The organism is Roseofilum acuticapitatum BLCC-M154, from assembly GCF_030068475.1.
GTDB classification, from domain to species: domain Bacteria; phylum Cyanobacteriota; class Cyanobacteriia; order Cyanobacteriales; family Desertifilaceae; genus Roseofilum; species Roseofilum acuticapitatum.
Genome location: NZ_JAQOSP010000100.1, coordinates 22,825 through 36,816, shown reverse-complemented (window position 1 = coordinate 36,816; position 13,992 = coordinate 22,825). Strand labels below are relative to the sequence as shown.

Annotated in this window: 15 protein-coding genes; 9 read left to right on the top strand and 6 right to left on the bottom strand. The window is 44.7% G+C overall.

Translation table 11 applies throughout. The features are described 5' to 3' along the window. Positions 1-8: 8 nt before the first annotated feature. The 3 genes from PMG71_RS14895 to PMG71_RS14885 all read right to left on the bottom strand — a co-directional run bounded on the left by PMG71_RS14895 (position 9) and on the right by PMG71_RS14885 (position 1,982). On the bottom strand, positions 9-200 hold the full coding sequence (locus PMG71_RS14895; protein ID WP_283754493.1) for a PIN domain-containing protein: 192 nt from the start codon (positions 198-200) through the stop codon (positions 9-11). Between the two features lie 115 nt (positions 201-315). Next, the gene (locus tag PMG71_RS14890; protein ID WP_283754492.1) at positions 316-969 is read right to left on the bottom strand and encodes a Uma2 family endonuclease; all 654 of its coding nucleotides are present in this window, start codon (positions 967-969) and stop codon (positions 316-318) included. A gap of 11 nt (positions 970-980) precedes the next feature. Continuing rightward, positions 981-1,982: a GUN4 domain-containing protein gene (locus PMG71_RS14885; protein WP_283754491.1), complete on the bottom strand. Its 1,002-nt coding sequence runs from the start codon at positions 1,980-1,982 to the stop codon at positions 981-983. Positions 1,983-2,121: 139 nt separating this feature from the next. On the opposite strand from PMG71_RS14885, the gene PMG71_RS14880 reads away from it, so the two are divergent. From PMG71_RS14880 to PMG71_RS14860, 5 genes are all read left to right on the top strand, one after another. Then, positions 2,122-2,610 carry a universal stress protein gene (locus PMG71_RS14880; RefSeq protein ID WP_283754490.1) on the top strand — a complete coding sequence of 163 codons (489 nt, stop codon included), beginning with the start codon at positions 2,122-2,124 and terminating at the stop codon, positions 2,608-2,610. Between the two features lie 124 nt (positions 2,611-2,734). Beyond that, positions 2,735-3,820: a hypothetical protein gene (locus tag PMG71_RS14875; RefSeq protein ID WP_283754489.1), complete on the top strand. Its 1,086-nt coding sequence runs from the start codon at positions 2,735-2,737 to the stop codon at positions 3,818-3,820. Positions 3,821-3,843: 23 nt separating this feature from the next. Next, positions 3,844-4,263 carry a secondary thiamine-phosphate synthase enzyme YjbQ gene (locus PMG71_RS14870; RefSeq protein ID WP_283754488.1) on the top strand — a complete coding sequence of 140 codons (420 nt, stop codon included), beginning with the start codon at positions 3,844-3,846 and terminating at the stop codon, positions 4,261-4,263. 48 nt (positions 4,264-4,311) lie between these two features. Further along, entirely contained in the window at positions 4,312-5,205 is an 894-nt protein-coding gene (locus PMG71_RS14865) for an Rpn family recombination-promoting nuclease/putative transposase (protein WP_283754487.1), read from the top strand. Positions 5,206-5,224: 19 nt separating this feature from the next. After that, entirely contained in the window at positions 5,225-6,007 is a 783-nt protein-coding gene (locus PMG71_RS14860; RefSeq protein WP_283754486.1) for a helix-turn-helix domain-containing protein, read from the top strand. Positions 6,008-6,052: 45 nt separating this feature from the next. Here the strand turns inward: PMG71_RS14860 and PMG71_RS14855 are convergent, their stop codons facing one another. Then, the gene (locus PMG71_RS14855; protein WP_283754485.1) at positions 6,053-8,437 is read right to left on the bottom strand and encodes a TRAFAC clade GTPase domain-containing protein; all 2,385 of its coding nucleotides are present in this window, start codon (positions 8,435-8,437) and stop codon (positions 6,053-6,055) included. A 155-nt stretch (positions 8,438-8,592) separates the two neighbouring features. On the opposite strand from PMG71_RS14855, the gene PMG71_RS14850 reads away from it, so the two are divergent. From PMG71_RS14850 to PMG71_RS14840, 4 genes are all read left to right on the top strand, one after another. Beyond that, on the top strand, positions 8,593-9,453 hold the full coding sequence (locus PMG71_RS14850) for an Rpn family recombination-promoting nuclease/putative transposase (protein WP_283754484.1): 861 nt from the start codon (positions 8,593-8,595) through the stop codon (positions 9,451-9,453). A 172-nt stretch (positions 9,454-9,625) separates the two neighbouring features. After that, the gene (locus PMG71_RS23955; RefSeq protein ID WP_430541017.1) at positions 9,626-9,736 is read left to right on the top strand and encodes a cold-shock protein; all 111 of its coding nucleotides are present in this window, start codon (positions 9,626-9,628) and stop codon (positions 9,734-9,736) included. A gap of 85 nt (positions 9,737-9,821) precedes the next feature. Next, positions 9,822-10,757 (top strand): ribonuclease Z, encoded by a 936-nt coding sequence (locus tag PMG71_RS14845; RefSeq protein WP_283754483.1) that lies wholly within the window; start codon positions 9,822-9,824, stop codon positions 10,755-10,757. A gap of 137 nt (positions 10,758-10,894) precedes the next feature. Beyond that, positions 10,895-11,116 (top strand): DUF4327 family protein, encoded by a 222-nt coding sequence (locus tag PMG71_RS14840; RefSeq protein WP_283754482.1) that lies wholly within the window; start codon positions 10,895-10,897, stop codon positions 11,114-11,116. A 76-nt stretch (positions 11,117-11,192) separates the two neighbouring features. Here the strand turns inward: PMG71_RS14840 and glgA are convergent, their stop codons facing one another. Together glgA and recA are read right to left on the bottom strand one after the other, a co-directional pair. Continuing rightward, the gene (gene glgA, locus PMG71_RS14835) at positions 11,193-12,665 is read right to left on the bottom strand and encodes a glycogen synthase GlgA (protein WP_283754481.1); all 1,473 of its coding nucleotides are present in this window, start codon (positions 12,663-12,665) and stop codon (positions 11,193-11,195) included. Between the two features lie 159 nt (positions 12,666-12,824). Then, a complete protein-coding gene (recA, locus tag PMG71_RS14830) occupies positions 12,825-13,946 on the bottom strand; it encodes a recombinase RecA (RefSeq protein WP_283754480.1) in 1,122 nt (373 codons plus the stop codon). Between the last annotated feature and the right edge of the window lie 46 nt (positions 13,947-13,992).

Sequence of the window (13,992 nt, the reverse complement as noted above, 5' to 3'; positions counted from 1 at the left end):
GTTGGTTATCAATTGATCCAACGAAATCCCTTTTCGCTCGTCAGCTTGCGATCAAAACTGACGGTTTCTGTGCAACCTGCTTGACGAGCGATCGCACCAATTAAATAATCCGCAAAATCTGCTCTTCCTTGTTTATAAAGTTGTATAGCTTGTGCAATGGTGGAACGACTTTCAAATTCAAAATCTGTACTGTGTAACATGGCTTCTAGAGCCTGGACAATACAGCGCTTTGCGCTGTATCGGTGGACAGTAGGAAAAGATCCCCCCTTGCCCCCCTTAAAAAGGGGGGAATAGGAAAGTCCCCTAGGGTTTTCCCTAGGAATGGGTGGCTTCCTGCCAGCGCTTTCTCAACTCTCGCATTGCTCCGATTTCATCTTCTTTTGCTGTGGCTAAAAACTGATATAACCACTCCTTGGGCACTTGGGGAAAGGTGGGGCTTTGTTCGACTTCTACATATACCCCAGAGTCTAGAATATAAATCCGCAACACTTGCCCATTAAAGCGCCAAAACTCTGGCACACTTAAACGGGCGTAAAATTGATTTTTAGCAATATCCGTGTGGGTAATATCCACTTCAACGACTAAATCTGGGGGTGGATCTTGGGCAAAATTGACATTGCGTCCTTTCACCAAGGGCTGATTTTGGAAATAATAGGCGCTATCCGGTTCTGCTCCTTTTCTGAGCAGGGGATAATTCATGGTTGTCGATCCCATGGTTTTAATGGGAAGATTCATAAGTTCAGTTAAGCCACGGATAAAATACTCAATTAAACACCGGGCAAATTCATGGTCTTCTAAGGGCATGGTGATTTCTAGAACTCCATCATCATAGATTAGACGAGAACCTCTCGATTGAGGGAGTTGATCGAGGATGTGTAAATAGTTCTCCCAGGTGATGCCGCGAAAAACGACCCGTTGTTCGCCTTTGGGTTGGACTGTTGCTTGAGGTTCTGGTGCTGCAATAACCATAGGGCTGAATTTTATTGAATACCACAGGTTTTGAGTTTATGGATCAGGAGGGAATAGGCGATCGCCGATCCCAGGTAAGGTAAATGGCCTGGAGGCGCATTATCTGTATAGTTTAACTCAGTGGGATTTGTCCATTGATTCTCTTTGCGCCAGCCAATGCGATCGCCAAACTGACTATAATCTCCCCCCACCTGTTCATAGATTCGAGATTGCACACTTAAGCCAAATTGCCCCTGACTATAGGCCACCCAAAGCTGATTAATCGTGTCTAATTCAGTACAAGGTAATTCCTCTAAATTCAGGGCATCTAACCAACCATCACTTTCTCTACGAGTCGCCCGCAAAATCAAATCTAGGGTTTCTTGATTACTCTCTTGCCACTTATGAGCCGCCAGTAAATCCCGCAGTCGGGTATAATCAATGCCTGTTTCCGAGCGTAAGGGCACATCTGGGTTAGTGGGATAAACGGGAGCAGCAGAAGACTCAATAGTTCCTTGGGGTTCTGGGGTTTGCGCTTCATGTGCTGCAACCGATGCCACCGGAGCAGATACAGGAGCAGCACTAGAGACAGTTTCCGATAATTCGGCTGAGGTTTCTGGAGCCATCCACCCCTCGATCGCCTCAAAAACCGCCGTTAGCAGTCCTTGAAACCAGCGATCGCACTCAGCAGGCAGGGCAATAACCAACAGGGCTTCATCCCCAACTCTCTTTTGCACCTGCTCCAATAGGCTCTCACGCTTGGCCGTCTTCAAGAATACCAAAACAGTACACCAGAGTAGAGAACTGAGGGCCAAAAGAGAGAGCAAGGGAAATGTGAGGGGAAAGCCTAGAATCAGCCCTCGGTCATCTTTGAGGGAGTAGGGATACTGCTGGCGATCGGCGATCGCCCAATTCCATAATTTCGCATTCAGGTGACTGCTCAGATCGATCAGTGTGAATAAGATCCGTCCTATCAGAACATAACTCGTAAGGGGAAAGGCCAGGATCATCAGACGGAGTTGCGGGTTAGCCATTAGTCATTCCTTCAATTTTTTGCGTGCTTCCTTTCCACTGCTTCTAGGAGTGAGCCGTTAAGTGTTGTAGCTTACGCTTGGTATTGTACCTGAAACAGTGCCATGATTTAAATGAAGGTTTTTAATTGATGATTGAAACATGGTTTATCAAAAGATTTTAGTCGCCCTCGATCGCTCCATTCAAGCAGAAACCATTTTTGAGAAAGGGTTAGTTCTGGCTCAACAGTTTTCTGCTCAAATGATGCTCTTTCACCGTCTTGCCTTGGAAGAGAGCAGTCTGTTTACTTACGTTGGCCCCTATGGGCATACTTTAACCAATTTTTCCCAAGCTGTACAAGAACAGATGACACAGGAAACCGAACAGACTCGTCAATGGCTGACTTCCTATTGCGATCGCGCCCAAGAAGTGGGGGTTTCTTGTGAGTGGGAATGGAAAATGGGGGATACTGGACGTTGGATCTGCAATCTGGCTAAAAGTTGGGGAGCGGATTTAATTATCGTTGGACGTAGGGGACGACACGGAGTGACTGAGGTACTCTTAGGAAGTGTCAGTAATTATGTTGTTCACCGGGCGGGCTGTTCCGTCTTGGTTGTCCAAGAAACACCCTTGCTATCCGATCGCACTTGAATATCCCCTGCCCTGATTCACATTGAGGGCAAGTTAACTCAAAATTCTCCCAACTTGCCCTTAGACTCTTAAAATAGAACGAGTCATCATTTTTGATGTTTAATTGCTAATTTTTAATGGCTCCATGTCTCGACCTACTGTATATCTAGCTATTACCAATCATGGTTTTGGTCATGCGGTGAGAATGGCCTCAGTTGCTGCCGCGATCGCCCAACAAAATCCCGAAATTCTCCTCATTTTAGTTACTACCGCTCCCCGATGGCTCCTTGAATCCTATCTTCCGGTAGACTTTATCCACCGTCCTAGGGGGTTTGATATAGGTGTGATTCAGTCGGATAGCCTCACCATGGATAAGGAAGCTACCCTAGAAAAACTGCAACACATTCGTAAAAATGAACGGTCAATTATTGCCGGAGAAGTTAATTTTATTCGCCAAAATCGGGTGGACTTAGTGTTAGCTGATTTACCTTCTTTGGCTGTAGACATTGCCCATAGTGCCGGAATTCCTTGTTGGATGATGGGTAATTTTGGTTGGGATTTTATTTATCGCCCTTGGGGAGGGGAATTTATGGAGATTGCCGATTGGATTAGCACCGCTTATGGTCGCTGCGATCGCCTCTTTCGCCTACCCCTCCATGAACCCATGAGTGCTTTTTCTGACGTTATTGATGTGGGTTTAACGGGGGGGATTCCCCGATGGACTCCGGAGCAGTTGCGCCAACAGTTACCGATTTCTGCTCCCCAAGAACGGACGATATTATTAACCTTTGGCGGCTTAAGTCTGCAAGAAATTCCCTATGATACCCTGAAAAAGTTTCCCAATTGGCAGTTTATCACCTTCGATCGCCAAGCGCCCGATCTGCCCAATTTGCTACAAGTGAGGGGCCATGAATATCGACCCGTGGATTTTATGCCGATTTGCGATCGCATCATCTCCAAACCCGGATATAGTACCTTTGCGGAAGCCCTACGTTTAAATACACCCATCGCCTCCTTAACCCGACAAGGATTTGCCGAAGCATCCGTTTTAATCGAAGGCTTACAAGATTATGGTACTCATCAAATCATTGAGCCAGAAGCCTTTTTTAGCGGCGATTGGAGCTTTTTACACCAAACCCCAAACCCTCCCAGAAAAGATGTAGTATTGGATAAAAACGGCAGTGAGGCGATTGGCCAAGCTGTCATCAACTATTTTGGAATTAACACTTAACCATTAAGTATCTCCATCCCCCCATGACTCACTATCAAACCCAACTACAAATCAAAACCACAGGAAAAAACTTTTCCCCCATCACCCCTCAACTCAAACAAGTCGTCAAAGAATCCGGCATTCAAACCGGATTATGCACCCTATTTTTAAGGCATACTTCTGCTAGTTTAGTCATTCAAGAAAATGCCGATCCCGATGTTTTACAAGATTTAGCCCATTTTTTTGCCAAACTGGTTCCTGAAGATGGGATCAGCTATATCCATGATGCCGAAGGCCCTGACGACATGCCAGCCCATATCCGCAGCGTATTAACCAAAACCTCAGAACAAATTCCCATTCACCAAGGACACTTACTCTTAGGGACTTGGCAGGGAATTTATTTATGGGAACATCGCAGTCGGGGTCACCACCGAGAGATCGTTATTCACATCAGTGGTAATTAGCATAAAAATAAATTGTAAACTTAAATTGAGATTCAATTTTTCACTCCCTTGGCCTACGACAACGCTTGCAAATACCTAGCCGAAAAATTCCCAGAGTCCTTCATCCAATGGTTGCTTCCCCAAGCACCAACCACCCCCGTTGAAGTTCTCAAAACCGAACTGATACAAGAACCCATCCGCGCCGATTCTCTGACGTTCCTAAAAGCCGGGAACCAAATTCTCCATATCGAATTTGAAACCCGTCCCTACTCCCAACCTCCCCTACCCTTCCGGATGCTCGACTACTATGTGAGACTCAAACGGCAATATGGTGGCTCGGTTCATCAAGTAGTCATTTTCTTACGAGAAATGGTGTCAGAGCAAGTTTTGCTCTCCAAGTACCAGGACGGAGAAACCCGACATCCTTATCAGGTGATTCGACTCTGGGAACAAGACCCCAATTTACTCCTATCGTCTCCCGGTTTACTGCCCTTGGCTACCTTATCGAAAACCACCGAACCCCGCCAGCTACTCCAGCAAGTAGCGAATCGGGTTGCTACAATCGAGGAGAGCAAGGAACAAGCAGATGTTCTTGCTTGTAGCCAAGTGTTGGCGGGTTTGAGATTTGACAAAAAGTTAATTAGACAACTATTGAGGAAAGAGACGATGCGCGAGTCAGTAATTTATCAGGAAATTCATGAAGAAGGTTTGCTCGAAGGAATTCAGCGAGGAATTCAGCAAGGAATTCAGCGAGGAATTCAACAAGGAATTCAGCGAGGTGTACAACGGGAGGCATCTTTAGTCATTCGTCTCTTGACGCGACGAGTGGGTGCGCTCTCTCCAGAAATGGAAGCCCAGATTCAGTCTTTGTCGGTGGAAACTCTGGAAGATTTGGGGGAAGCGCTGCTCGATTTTACGGAAGTTGAGGATTTAGTGTCTTGGCTTGGGGAGCGACTATCTTAATGTTGAGGAAGTGGAACTGATGACTGTTGACGAAGCACTGGCGATCGCCGAAACTCTTCTAGATGGAGAAGGACTCAACGATGTCCAGCAGTTCATCTTTCGGCAATGTTGGCAAGGAAGATGTTCTTATCCGCAAATCGCCGAAGCTTCCAATTACGATGATGTGTATATCAAATCCGTCGCTGCCAAACTGTGGAAACAACTCTCAGAAGTTCTCGACGAAAAGGTGAAGAAAAGTAACTTACAGGCAGTCTTTAAGCGATACTTGCGCCGAAACGCCATAACTTTGCATCGCACCCAGGAAATCGAAGTTAACCTCAAGGGTGCTAATCTCAGTGGAGCAACCTTAAATCTAGCCAACCTCAGTAGTGAAGCTGTCTTACATGCTAAAGCCTTAGACTCAGAACTACTGCCAGAACATCCACCTGAAACCAACTCTCATCCAGAAGCTCCCAAGTATCTCTGGAACGGTTGGCATTTTGATTGCGAAGCTCAACTCAAAATAGCTGAAGCCCTAGATCGCGCCAATGTTCTCTTCTTCCCCAATGCCAAAGCACGCCTCACCACATCAGACGGGAGAGAAAACAAAGACGCGCACTTCCTTGTGTTCCACCAAGGCAAATGGGGCATTCTGGAAGTCGTGTCTCTTGAGAAGAGAGCAAAAACGGAAGAGACAGACAACCCATTTAAACCCAATGGCATCTCCCTGATCCATTGCTGCGACTATAACGAATGCAACGAAGAGGGCGATCGGGTTGTCCAAGAATTCCTAGAGCTTTTGATTCAAAACGATCGACTCTAAGATCGATGTTCGTTGTTACAAAACTTGAGGAAAATTCATCCAAGTTTAGCCTTGCTTTACTCTTTGGGGTTCCTCGGAAGATTGACTATTTTCTCCCAATATCGCCAAAGCAGTAGGTAAAAAGAACACATATTCAGATAGTTTCTGATTAGGAATACTTCCGGTTGAAATATTCCCATTTTCTGTGGTTTTGTTCTCTTCAAGTAATTTAGAGTTATCTTTTCCCTGTCCAGATGTTGGTAAAAAATAGACCTTTTCTTCACTAAAAGTCTTCTCTAAGTTTGTAATCAACCTTAACTGAATCAAATCCAGCAACGTAGATTTAAATGAAGGATTGGCTTCTTCTCCTAAAGCATTCTTGATATTCAGCAAGCATTCACGAGCTAAGTTAGACATCATTCTACCAATCTTTTCCTGATTTTCTACCTTAGTTTTGATAATCTTTGATTCTCTAGTATCTCTTGGTTTATAGCCTGTGCCACCTAAAGAACATAGAGAGTCAAAAGAGTCATTATCTTCCCGATCGTATTCAGATTGAGTTAGCAATCCATATCCCTCAAGTTTTTGATAAAATGCACTGAAGAATTTTGCCTCTTGATTGTCTCGATCTGCATACATATCTGATTTTGGAATCACACAAATAAAGTTTATTCCTTGCACATCTTCTCTTTCACGCTGCAAATCAATTAGTAACTGTTCGAGAAGATCGAGTTGAGGTATCGATGCTTTACCTTCGCGACTTTTATTCACTCTATCAAATTGTTCCAAAGCTGATTTCCAAGTTTCAAAATTGCGAGTTTTCGTTAGCAAATCTCTGATGGCAGATTCCATTAAAAGATCAAAGAAAAACACAATAGTCTCTGCATTCTTCAAGACTTTTAAAACCCAAGATGATGATCCTTCTTCCGTCAGGCTACTTTCAAACACTTCACCAGGGACATCGGTAAAGACAAAATGAATTCTCTTGGAGGGATCATTTTCTGGAAATTTTACTGACAATTTTATACTGGTTTTATCCCCTAACTGTGTTTTACCAAAAAATTCACCAGATTGATACATTTGCTCTAGTCTCAGCATCTCCTCTCTATCTTCGGGCAAATCCAATGCAACGGTTGCCCCTAAAGAAGCAGCATAGCGACGAAATGCCACTAACCCTGTTAACATAACTGAAGATTTTCCCGTACCGCGACTACCTAGCAAGATAATGGAGTGGGTTTTAGTGTTTTTCGGATACCACCCACATCTCTTCATATTCTTACCCACTAATCCTTTGCAAGAGAAATGAACAAGTTTATTAATTTCTTGTCCCCACTTCTTGGTCATAGAGACAACTCTGCTTTCATAAGTATCCTGACTATTGAGTGGATTTTGAACTTTCTGTGGATCTGCGTTTTGCTGACTGGGATTTCGACTTGCTTTATTTTTACTAACTTTCATGGCTTTTCTAAACTCGTCTGATAACTTCAATTTAGAGTTTCCTAAAAGAACTTCAGAATTCAGCAATCTCAATAAATTTCTGTATGAAATCTCTATTAATCGAGGTAATTCATATCGGACATTTTTTTCAATATCTACTTGATCCAGCTTAAATTCATTCTTCAATTGATCGCGATCTTTGCTTTTGTGTCCTAACATAAGTGCAAGGAGAAATTGCGCTCTTAAGACAGCTCTGGGTATTTTTTCATTTTCTTTTCTCTTGCGATGTAATTCAAGTAACTTATTCAAATACCATTGAATTGTAGGACATACTTGATTTAATAGTTTTTCTAGAATTTTTTGTCCTTCCGGCGTGGAAAGATTTTGTCGCCAACTAAAAACATTATTTTGATCAAGAATCAAATAACTTAAAGGGCCACTTAAAGATCGGGGTTCAATCCCACGCAGTAGCATTATACACTTTTTATACATTAAATCTTCATCAGTCTCATCCTTAAGAGGAAAGTTTTCAAATTTGTCAATATCTTGGAAAAAATCTAATTCCTCTTTAACAAACTTTTCACTAACTTCTTTACCTATGACCCCACGATAATTTCCATCATTGCCCAATACTCTGTTTTCCAAGTTGTCAACACTGTTATATTCTTCCTCATCATAAATCTCATTATTTTCATTAAAATCATCTGGTATTTTTGATGGTGAAGAAGTATTGAAATTTTCAGAATAAAAATTCTTCTCTTGTTCAAAAGGATAATATCCCCTTGTTAGCGGATCGAGAGGTTGATTTCTCTGTTCTAATAATGATTCCAGCTTTTCCAAAAAAGTACGCAGAGAGGCAATATTGTTATTTAGCTCTAATCGAAAACTATCAGTAGCAATCATTTGATAGCCTTGAATTCTCACACCCATTGGAGAACCACAAGATGGACAAGTGATATAGCTATCATTTTTGCGATCGGCCGTGTTCAGGAAATCTTGATAAGTATTAGACATAATTTATCAATTGTTTTGTATGGAATTTTCACAATTCCCACTCTAGCAACTTAATTTCAAAGTGTCAGTAGCAAAAGGTAGCATAAGGTAGCAAAAAGTGATTTATTTTGCGAAAATATTGTAAACTTAAGTTAAGATGCTATTTTTTCACTCCCTTGGCCTACGACAACGCTTGCAAATACCTAGCTGAAAAATTCCCAGAGTCCTTCATCCAATGGTTGCTTCCCCAAGCGCCACCCACCCCCATTGAAGTCCTCAAAACCGAACTGATCCAAGAACCCATCCGCGCAGATTCTCTGACGTTCCTAAAAGCGGGGAATCAAATTCTGCACATCGAGTTTGAAACCCGTCCCTACTCCAAACCTCCCCTACCGTTTAGAATGCTCGACTACTACGTGAGACTCAAACGGCAGTATGGTGGCTCCGTGCATCAAGTGGTGATTTTCTTACGAGAAATAGTGTCAGAGCAAGTTTCAGTCTCCAAGTACCAGGACGGAGGAACCCGACATCCCTACCAAGTGATTCGACTCTGGGAGCAAGATCCCAATTTTCTCCTCTCTTCTCCCGGTTTACTGCCCTTGGCTACCTTATCGAAAACCAGCGAACCCCGCCAGTTACTCCAGCAAGTGGCTGATCGGGTTGCTACAATCGAAGAGAGTAAGGAACAAGCAGATGTTCTTGCTTGTAGCCAAGTGTTGGCGGGTTTGAGATTTGAGAAGAAGTTAATTAGACAATTATTGAGGAAAGAGACGATGCGCGAGTCCGTGATTTACCAAGAAATTCATGAAGAAGGTTTGCTCGAAGGGGTTCAGCGAGGAGTTCAGCAAGGACAGAAAAGAGAAGCCATCTCTTTTGTCACTCGCCTCTTGACGCGACGAGTGGGTGCGCTCTCTCCAGAATTGGAAGCACAGATTCAGTCTTTGTCGGTGGAAACTTTGGAAGATTTAGGGGAAGCGCTGCTCGATTTTACGGGAGTTGAGGATTTAGTGTCTTGGTTGGCAGATAATGCTCAGTAACCATCGCGCTTGGGGAAAATGCTACCTCTAGAGACAGAGTGGAGAAGGGCGGGTTTACAAAAATAGTTGTCAGTCTACAAGATTTGGGTAAAACCCGCCCCTACAGATCAAGACAGGCCTTGTCTCTACCGCGATCGCCTAAAATAAAACTACATCAGTAAAGTCCACTACCATGAAACCCACTTTACACAAAGGGCAACTCGCAACCTGGAAGGATGATCGAGGTTTTGGCTTCATCCAACCCGATAATGGCGGAAAAGAAGTTTTCTTACATATCAGTTGATCTTCTCCTGTACTGTCTTGAATCCCTCTTCCCTGAGACCGCTTCCATTAAAATAGAGAACGCAGTCCCCCCTTGATACCCTAGCGTGCAAATTACTTTTCTTGGAACTAGCTCCGGTGTCCCTACCCGATCGCGGAATGTTTCGGCGATCGCCCTTCGTCTTCCCCAAAAATCTGAACTCTGGCTCTTTGACTGCGGAGAAGGAACCCAACACCAATTCCAACGCAGTGACCTCAAAGTAAGCCAACTTCGCCGCATCTTCATTACCCACATGCACGGCGATCATATCTTTGGCCTCATGGGTTTACTCGCCAGTTGTGGGTTAGCCGGAAGCATGGAACAAATCGATATTTATGGCCCCCCCAAACTCAACGAATATCTACAAGGATGCATCCGCTATTCCCAAACCCACTTTTCCTACCCCGTTAAGGTGCATACCGTAGAACCCGGTCTCATCTATGAAGATGCCGAATATCGCGTCATCTGCAACCCCCTAAAACATCGCGTTCCAGCCTTTGGCTATCGCGTGCAAGAAAAAGACCGTCCCGGACGCTTTGATGTCGCTCGCGCTCAGTCCTTCGGCATTCCCCCCGGCCCCCTCTATGGCAAACTGAAAAAAGGGGAATGGATTACCCTACCCGATGGGCGTAAAATCCATGGTGCGAAACTCTGCGGCCCCACTCAAAAGGGTAGAAGTTTTGTTTATTGCACCGATACCATCTTCTGTGAAGGAGCAGTAGACCTCGCTCAAAGTGCAGACTTACTCGTACATGAATCCACCTTCGCCCATCAGGATGCCCAACTGGCCTACGATCGCCTCCATTCTACCTCCACCATGGCCGCTCAAGTCGCCCTAGCCGCCCAAGTTAAGCAACTGATGCTCACCCATTTTAGCCCCCGATATGCCCCAGGCAATGCCCTGCAACTTGAAGACCTATTAGCCGAAGCCAGGGCAATTTTTCCCCAAACCGATATGGCCCATGATTTCCTGACCTACGAAATTACTCGCCAGGCATCTTAATCATTAAAATTAATAAAGATATCACAAAAAAAGGCCCAATATCCCTGACAATGGGAGAATGAAGCAAAAAACTAGAGTATTTATACTTAACTCGTGTTATTACAACCCTGTCCCGAATAAAATAAAAGGTGTGGATTATGATGCCAACTCTTCAATACTCAATCACCATGATTAAAGATGAAGCCCGTCACTTAGTAGATACGGGTTTTGTTGAGAGATTACAACCGATTTACAGTTTGTGCCGTTATATTCCCAGTCGAGAATGGGAATCTGTAGAATTAGAATTAGAGCGCCACGGATATTTACTGCGCGATCGCATCATTGATTTACTCGGTAGAGAAGACTGGACAGAAGACTAACAACAAACCCGCCAGCGACTGTAGGGGCGAACGGCCGTTCGCCCCTACAACTATGTCTCATTGCTCCAATTAACTATTATAAAGTTGCACTCCCAGTAGAAGGCTTAGGCGCTTGTACTACTGTTTCTTTGTCTGTTTCTTCCTCTGGTTTAGGTGCAGGAGGAGGGGGTGGGGGAGCATCCGGGAAAATTTCATCGTAGACCTTGATATACTGATCGGCCGAAAGATCCCAACTATAATTTTGGCGCATCCCTCGCTGTTGCAATTTTTTCCAATATTCCTTATATCGGAAGCCTTCTAGAGCTTTAATCATACAGCTAAACAGATCCAGAGGCTCATAGCGATCGAAGCAATACCCCGTTCCCAACTCTTTCGCCGGATCGTGGAAGCTCACCGTATCCACTAAACCCCCAGTACGGCGCACAATGGGAACACATCCATAACGCATGGCTAACATTTGGCTAATACCACAAGGTTCAAACCGAGAAGGCATCAAGAAGGCATCACATCCGGCATAAATGCGTCGAGCGAGGGCATCATTATAGAGCAACTGCACCGAAACCCGTCCCCGATAGCGGGAAGCCAACTCCCACATTTGCGTTTCATAATAGCGATCGCCCGTTCCCAACAACACAAACTGAGCATCCGTATACGCCATAAACCGATCCAGAATTTGCAGCGCCAGATCGATCCCCTTCTGCTCAACCAACCGGGTAACCATCCCAATTAAAAACGCGCCCTTATTCACCTCTAAACCAATTTCTTCCTGCAAAGAAACCTTATTAATCGGGCGTTTCTCCAACGTATCTGCATTAAAATTCTGATACAGATATCGGTCTGTTTCCGGATTATAACTCTCCGTATCAATACCATTCAAAATACCGAGACTTTTACCGCTTACATAAGAGAGCAAACCCTCTAAATTTTCCCCATATTCTGAGGTTTTAATCTGTTCCGCATAGGTGGGAGAAACCGTCGTCACCTTATTCGCAAACTGTACAGCCGCCGCCATGGTATTATGACCTTCCATATACCAAGGACACCAAGTAATCTGGTCTAAATACCAACGCCAAGGCCCTTGATAGGCCAAATTATGAATCGTAAACACCGTATTAATATCTGGCGTTTCATGCAACCATACCGGCAACATTCCCGCGTGCCAATCATGGCAATGGACAATACTCGGTCGCCAATAATTCCAAGCAAACTCCGCCGCCGCATTTGCAAATAACGTAAACCTCCATCCTTCATCCTCCCCGAAATAAACATTTCGACCCGAAAAAGAAGGATGGCCAAACAAATAGAGCGGCACATCTGATTTAGGTAAAAAAGCCTGATAAATTTCAAAATCTTGGAACATTGCTGTTCCTTTCCAAACCGGTTCTTCAGGGATATCTATTTTATCCGGCAAAAAACCATAATAAGGCATGAAAACCCGCACATCATGACCCTTTTTTCGTAAGACTTTGGGCAGTGCGCCAACGACATCACCCATACCACCCACTTTAGCTAATGGTGCTGCTTCTGCGGCAACAAATAAAATCTTCATGTTTGCGATCACTTATGTAACATCTTGTCAAGAGGACGTGAAATTAAGAGTAATTCTGAGATAGACTTACCCAATCTAGAGTACCGCAGGCTGTGACCAAAACCAATGGGTAATCAATGGGAGCGGGGTAGGGTGGGCAATGCCCACCTTACTGGCTGGCTACAGTTCTAACTCCTCCTCTTCAAGCTCCACATCGAGATCGGGCAAATCATCACCATCGGTCAGTCCATCAATATCCTCTTCACTAACTTGGGCAACGGAATTAGCGGAAACTACCGCTCCCATATCCAGTTTTTGACGTACTTCATTTTCTACTTCTTCAGTAAACTGGGGATTGTCTTGCATGTACTGAATGGTATTATCCCGTCCTTGGCCAATATTATTACCCTCTTTACTGTACCAAGCGCCTTTTTTGGTAATCACTCCGGTCTCTTCGGCAATATCCAAAAGACAGCCCATGGAAGAGATGCCTTTACCGAAAATAATGTCAAATTCGGCAATTCGGAAGGGGGGAGCCACCTTATTTTTAGCCACTTTCACTTTGGCGCGAATGCCATATTCTTCCGAGCCTTTTTTCAAGGTTTGGATGCGGCGGATATCGAGGCGCACGGAGGCATAGAACTTAAGGGCATTCCCACCAGTGGTGGTTTCGGGGTTGCCATAAACGACCCCAATTTTTTGCCGCAGTTGGTTGAGGAAAATGACAGTACAGCCAGATTTGCCGATATTTCCGGTAATTTTCCGCATGGCTTGGCTCATGAGCCTTGCTTGGGCCCCCATGGGTGCATCGCCCATATCGCCTTCAATTTCCGATCGCGGAACTAAGGCAGCTACGGAGTCTACCACTACAATATCAACGGCAGCCGATCGCACCAACTGATCGACCACTTCTAAGGCCATTTCTCCCGTATCCGGTTGGGAGACGAGCAAGTTTTCAATATCTACACCTAAAACAGAGGCATAGGTGGGGTCTAGGGCATGTTCGGCATCGACAAAGGCCGCCACCCCGCCCCCTTTCTGCACTTCAGAAATGGCATGAAGCGCTAGGGTCGTTTTCCCCGAACTCTCTGGCCCATAGATTTCAATTACTCGTCCCTTGGGTAAACCGCCCCCTAGAGCTAAGTCGAGGGTGAGCGCTCCACTGGGAATAGTTTCCACTTTCATGCGCCCTGCATCACCGAGGCGCATGATTGCACCTTTGCCAAAACTGCGCTCTATTTGGGTGAGAACGGCTTTCAGGGCTTTCTGTTTATCGGAACTTTCGCTTGTTTTTCCAGCCATAGGGGTCATGTGTTGACTTAAACTTCATCATCGATTCTTATTGTAG

Bases quoted from the DNA above. Each gene is read 5' to 3' on its own strand.
- PMG71_RS14895 (WP_283754493.1), bottom strand. From the start codon at position 200: ATGTTACACAGTACAGATTTTGAATTTGAAAGTCGTTCCACCATTGCA.
- glgA (WP_283754481.1), bottom strand. From the start codon at position 12,665: ATGAAGATTTTATTTGTTGCCGCAGAAGCAGCACCATTAGCTAAAGTG.
- PMG71_RS14890 (WP_283754492.1), bottom strand. From the start codon at position 969: ATGGTTATTGCAGCACCAGAACCTCAAGCAACAGTCCAACCCAAAGGC.
- PMG71_RS14875 (WP_283754489.1), top strand. From the start codon at position 2,735: ATGTCTCGACCTACTGTATATCTAGCTATTACCAATCATGGTTTTGGT.
- PMG71_RS14855 (WP_283754485.1), bottom strand. From the start codon at position 8,437: ATGTCTAATACTTATCAAGATTTCCTGAACACGGCCGATCGCAAAAAT.
- recA (WP_283754480.1), bottom strand. From the start codon at position 13,946: ATGGCTGGAAAAACAAGCGAAAGTTCCGATAAACAGAAAGCCCTGAAA.
- PMG71_RS14870 (WP_283754488.1), top strand. From the start codon at position 3,844: ATGACTCACTATCAAACCCAACTACAAATCAAAACCACAGGAAAAAAC.
- PMG71_RS14840 (WP_283754482.1), top strand. From the start codon at position 10,895: ATGATGCCAACTCTTCAATACTCAATCACCATGATTAAAGATGAAGCC.
- PMG71_RS23955 (WP_430541017.1), top strand. From the start codon at position 9,626: ATGAAACCCACTTTACACAAAGGGCAACTCGCAACCTGGAAGGATGAT.
- PMG71_RS14880 (WP_283754490.1), top strand. From the start codon at position 2,122: ATGGTTTATCAAAAGATTTTAGTCGCCCTCGATCGCTCCATTCAAGCA.
- PMG71_RS14860 (WP_283754486.1), top strand. From the start codon at position 5,225: ATGACTGTTGACGAAGCACTGGCGATCGCCGAAACTCTTCTAGATGGA.
- PMG71_RS14885 (WP_283754491.1), bottom strand. From the start codon at position 1,982: ATGGCTAACCCGCAACTCCGTCTGATGATCCTGGCCTTTCCCCTTACG.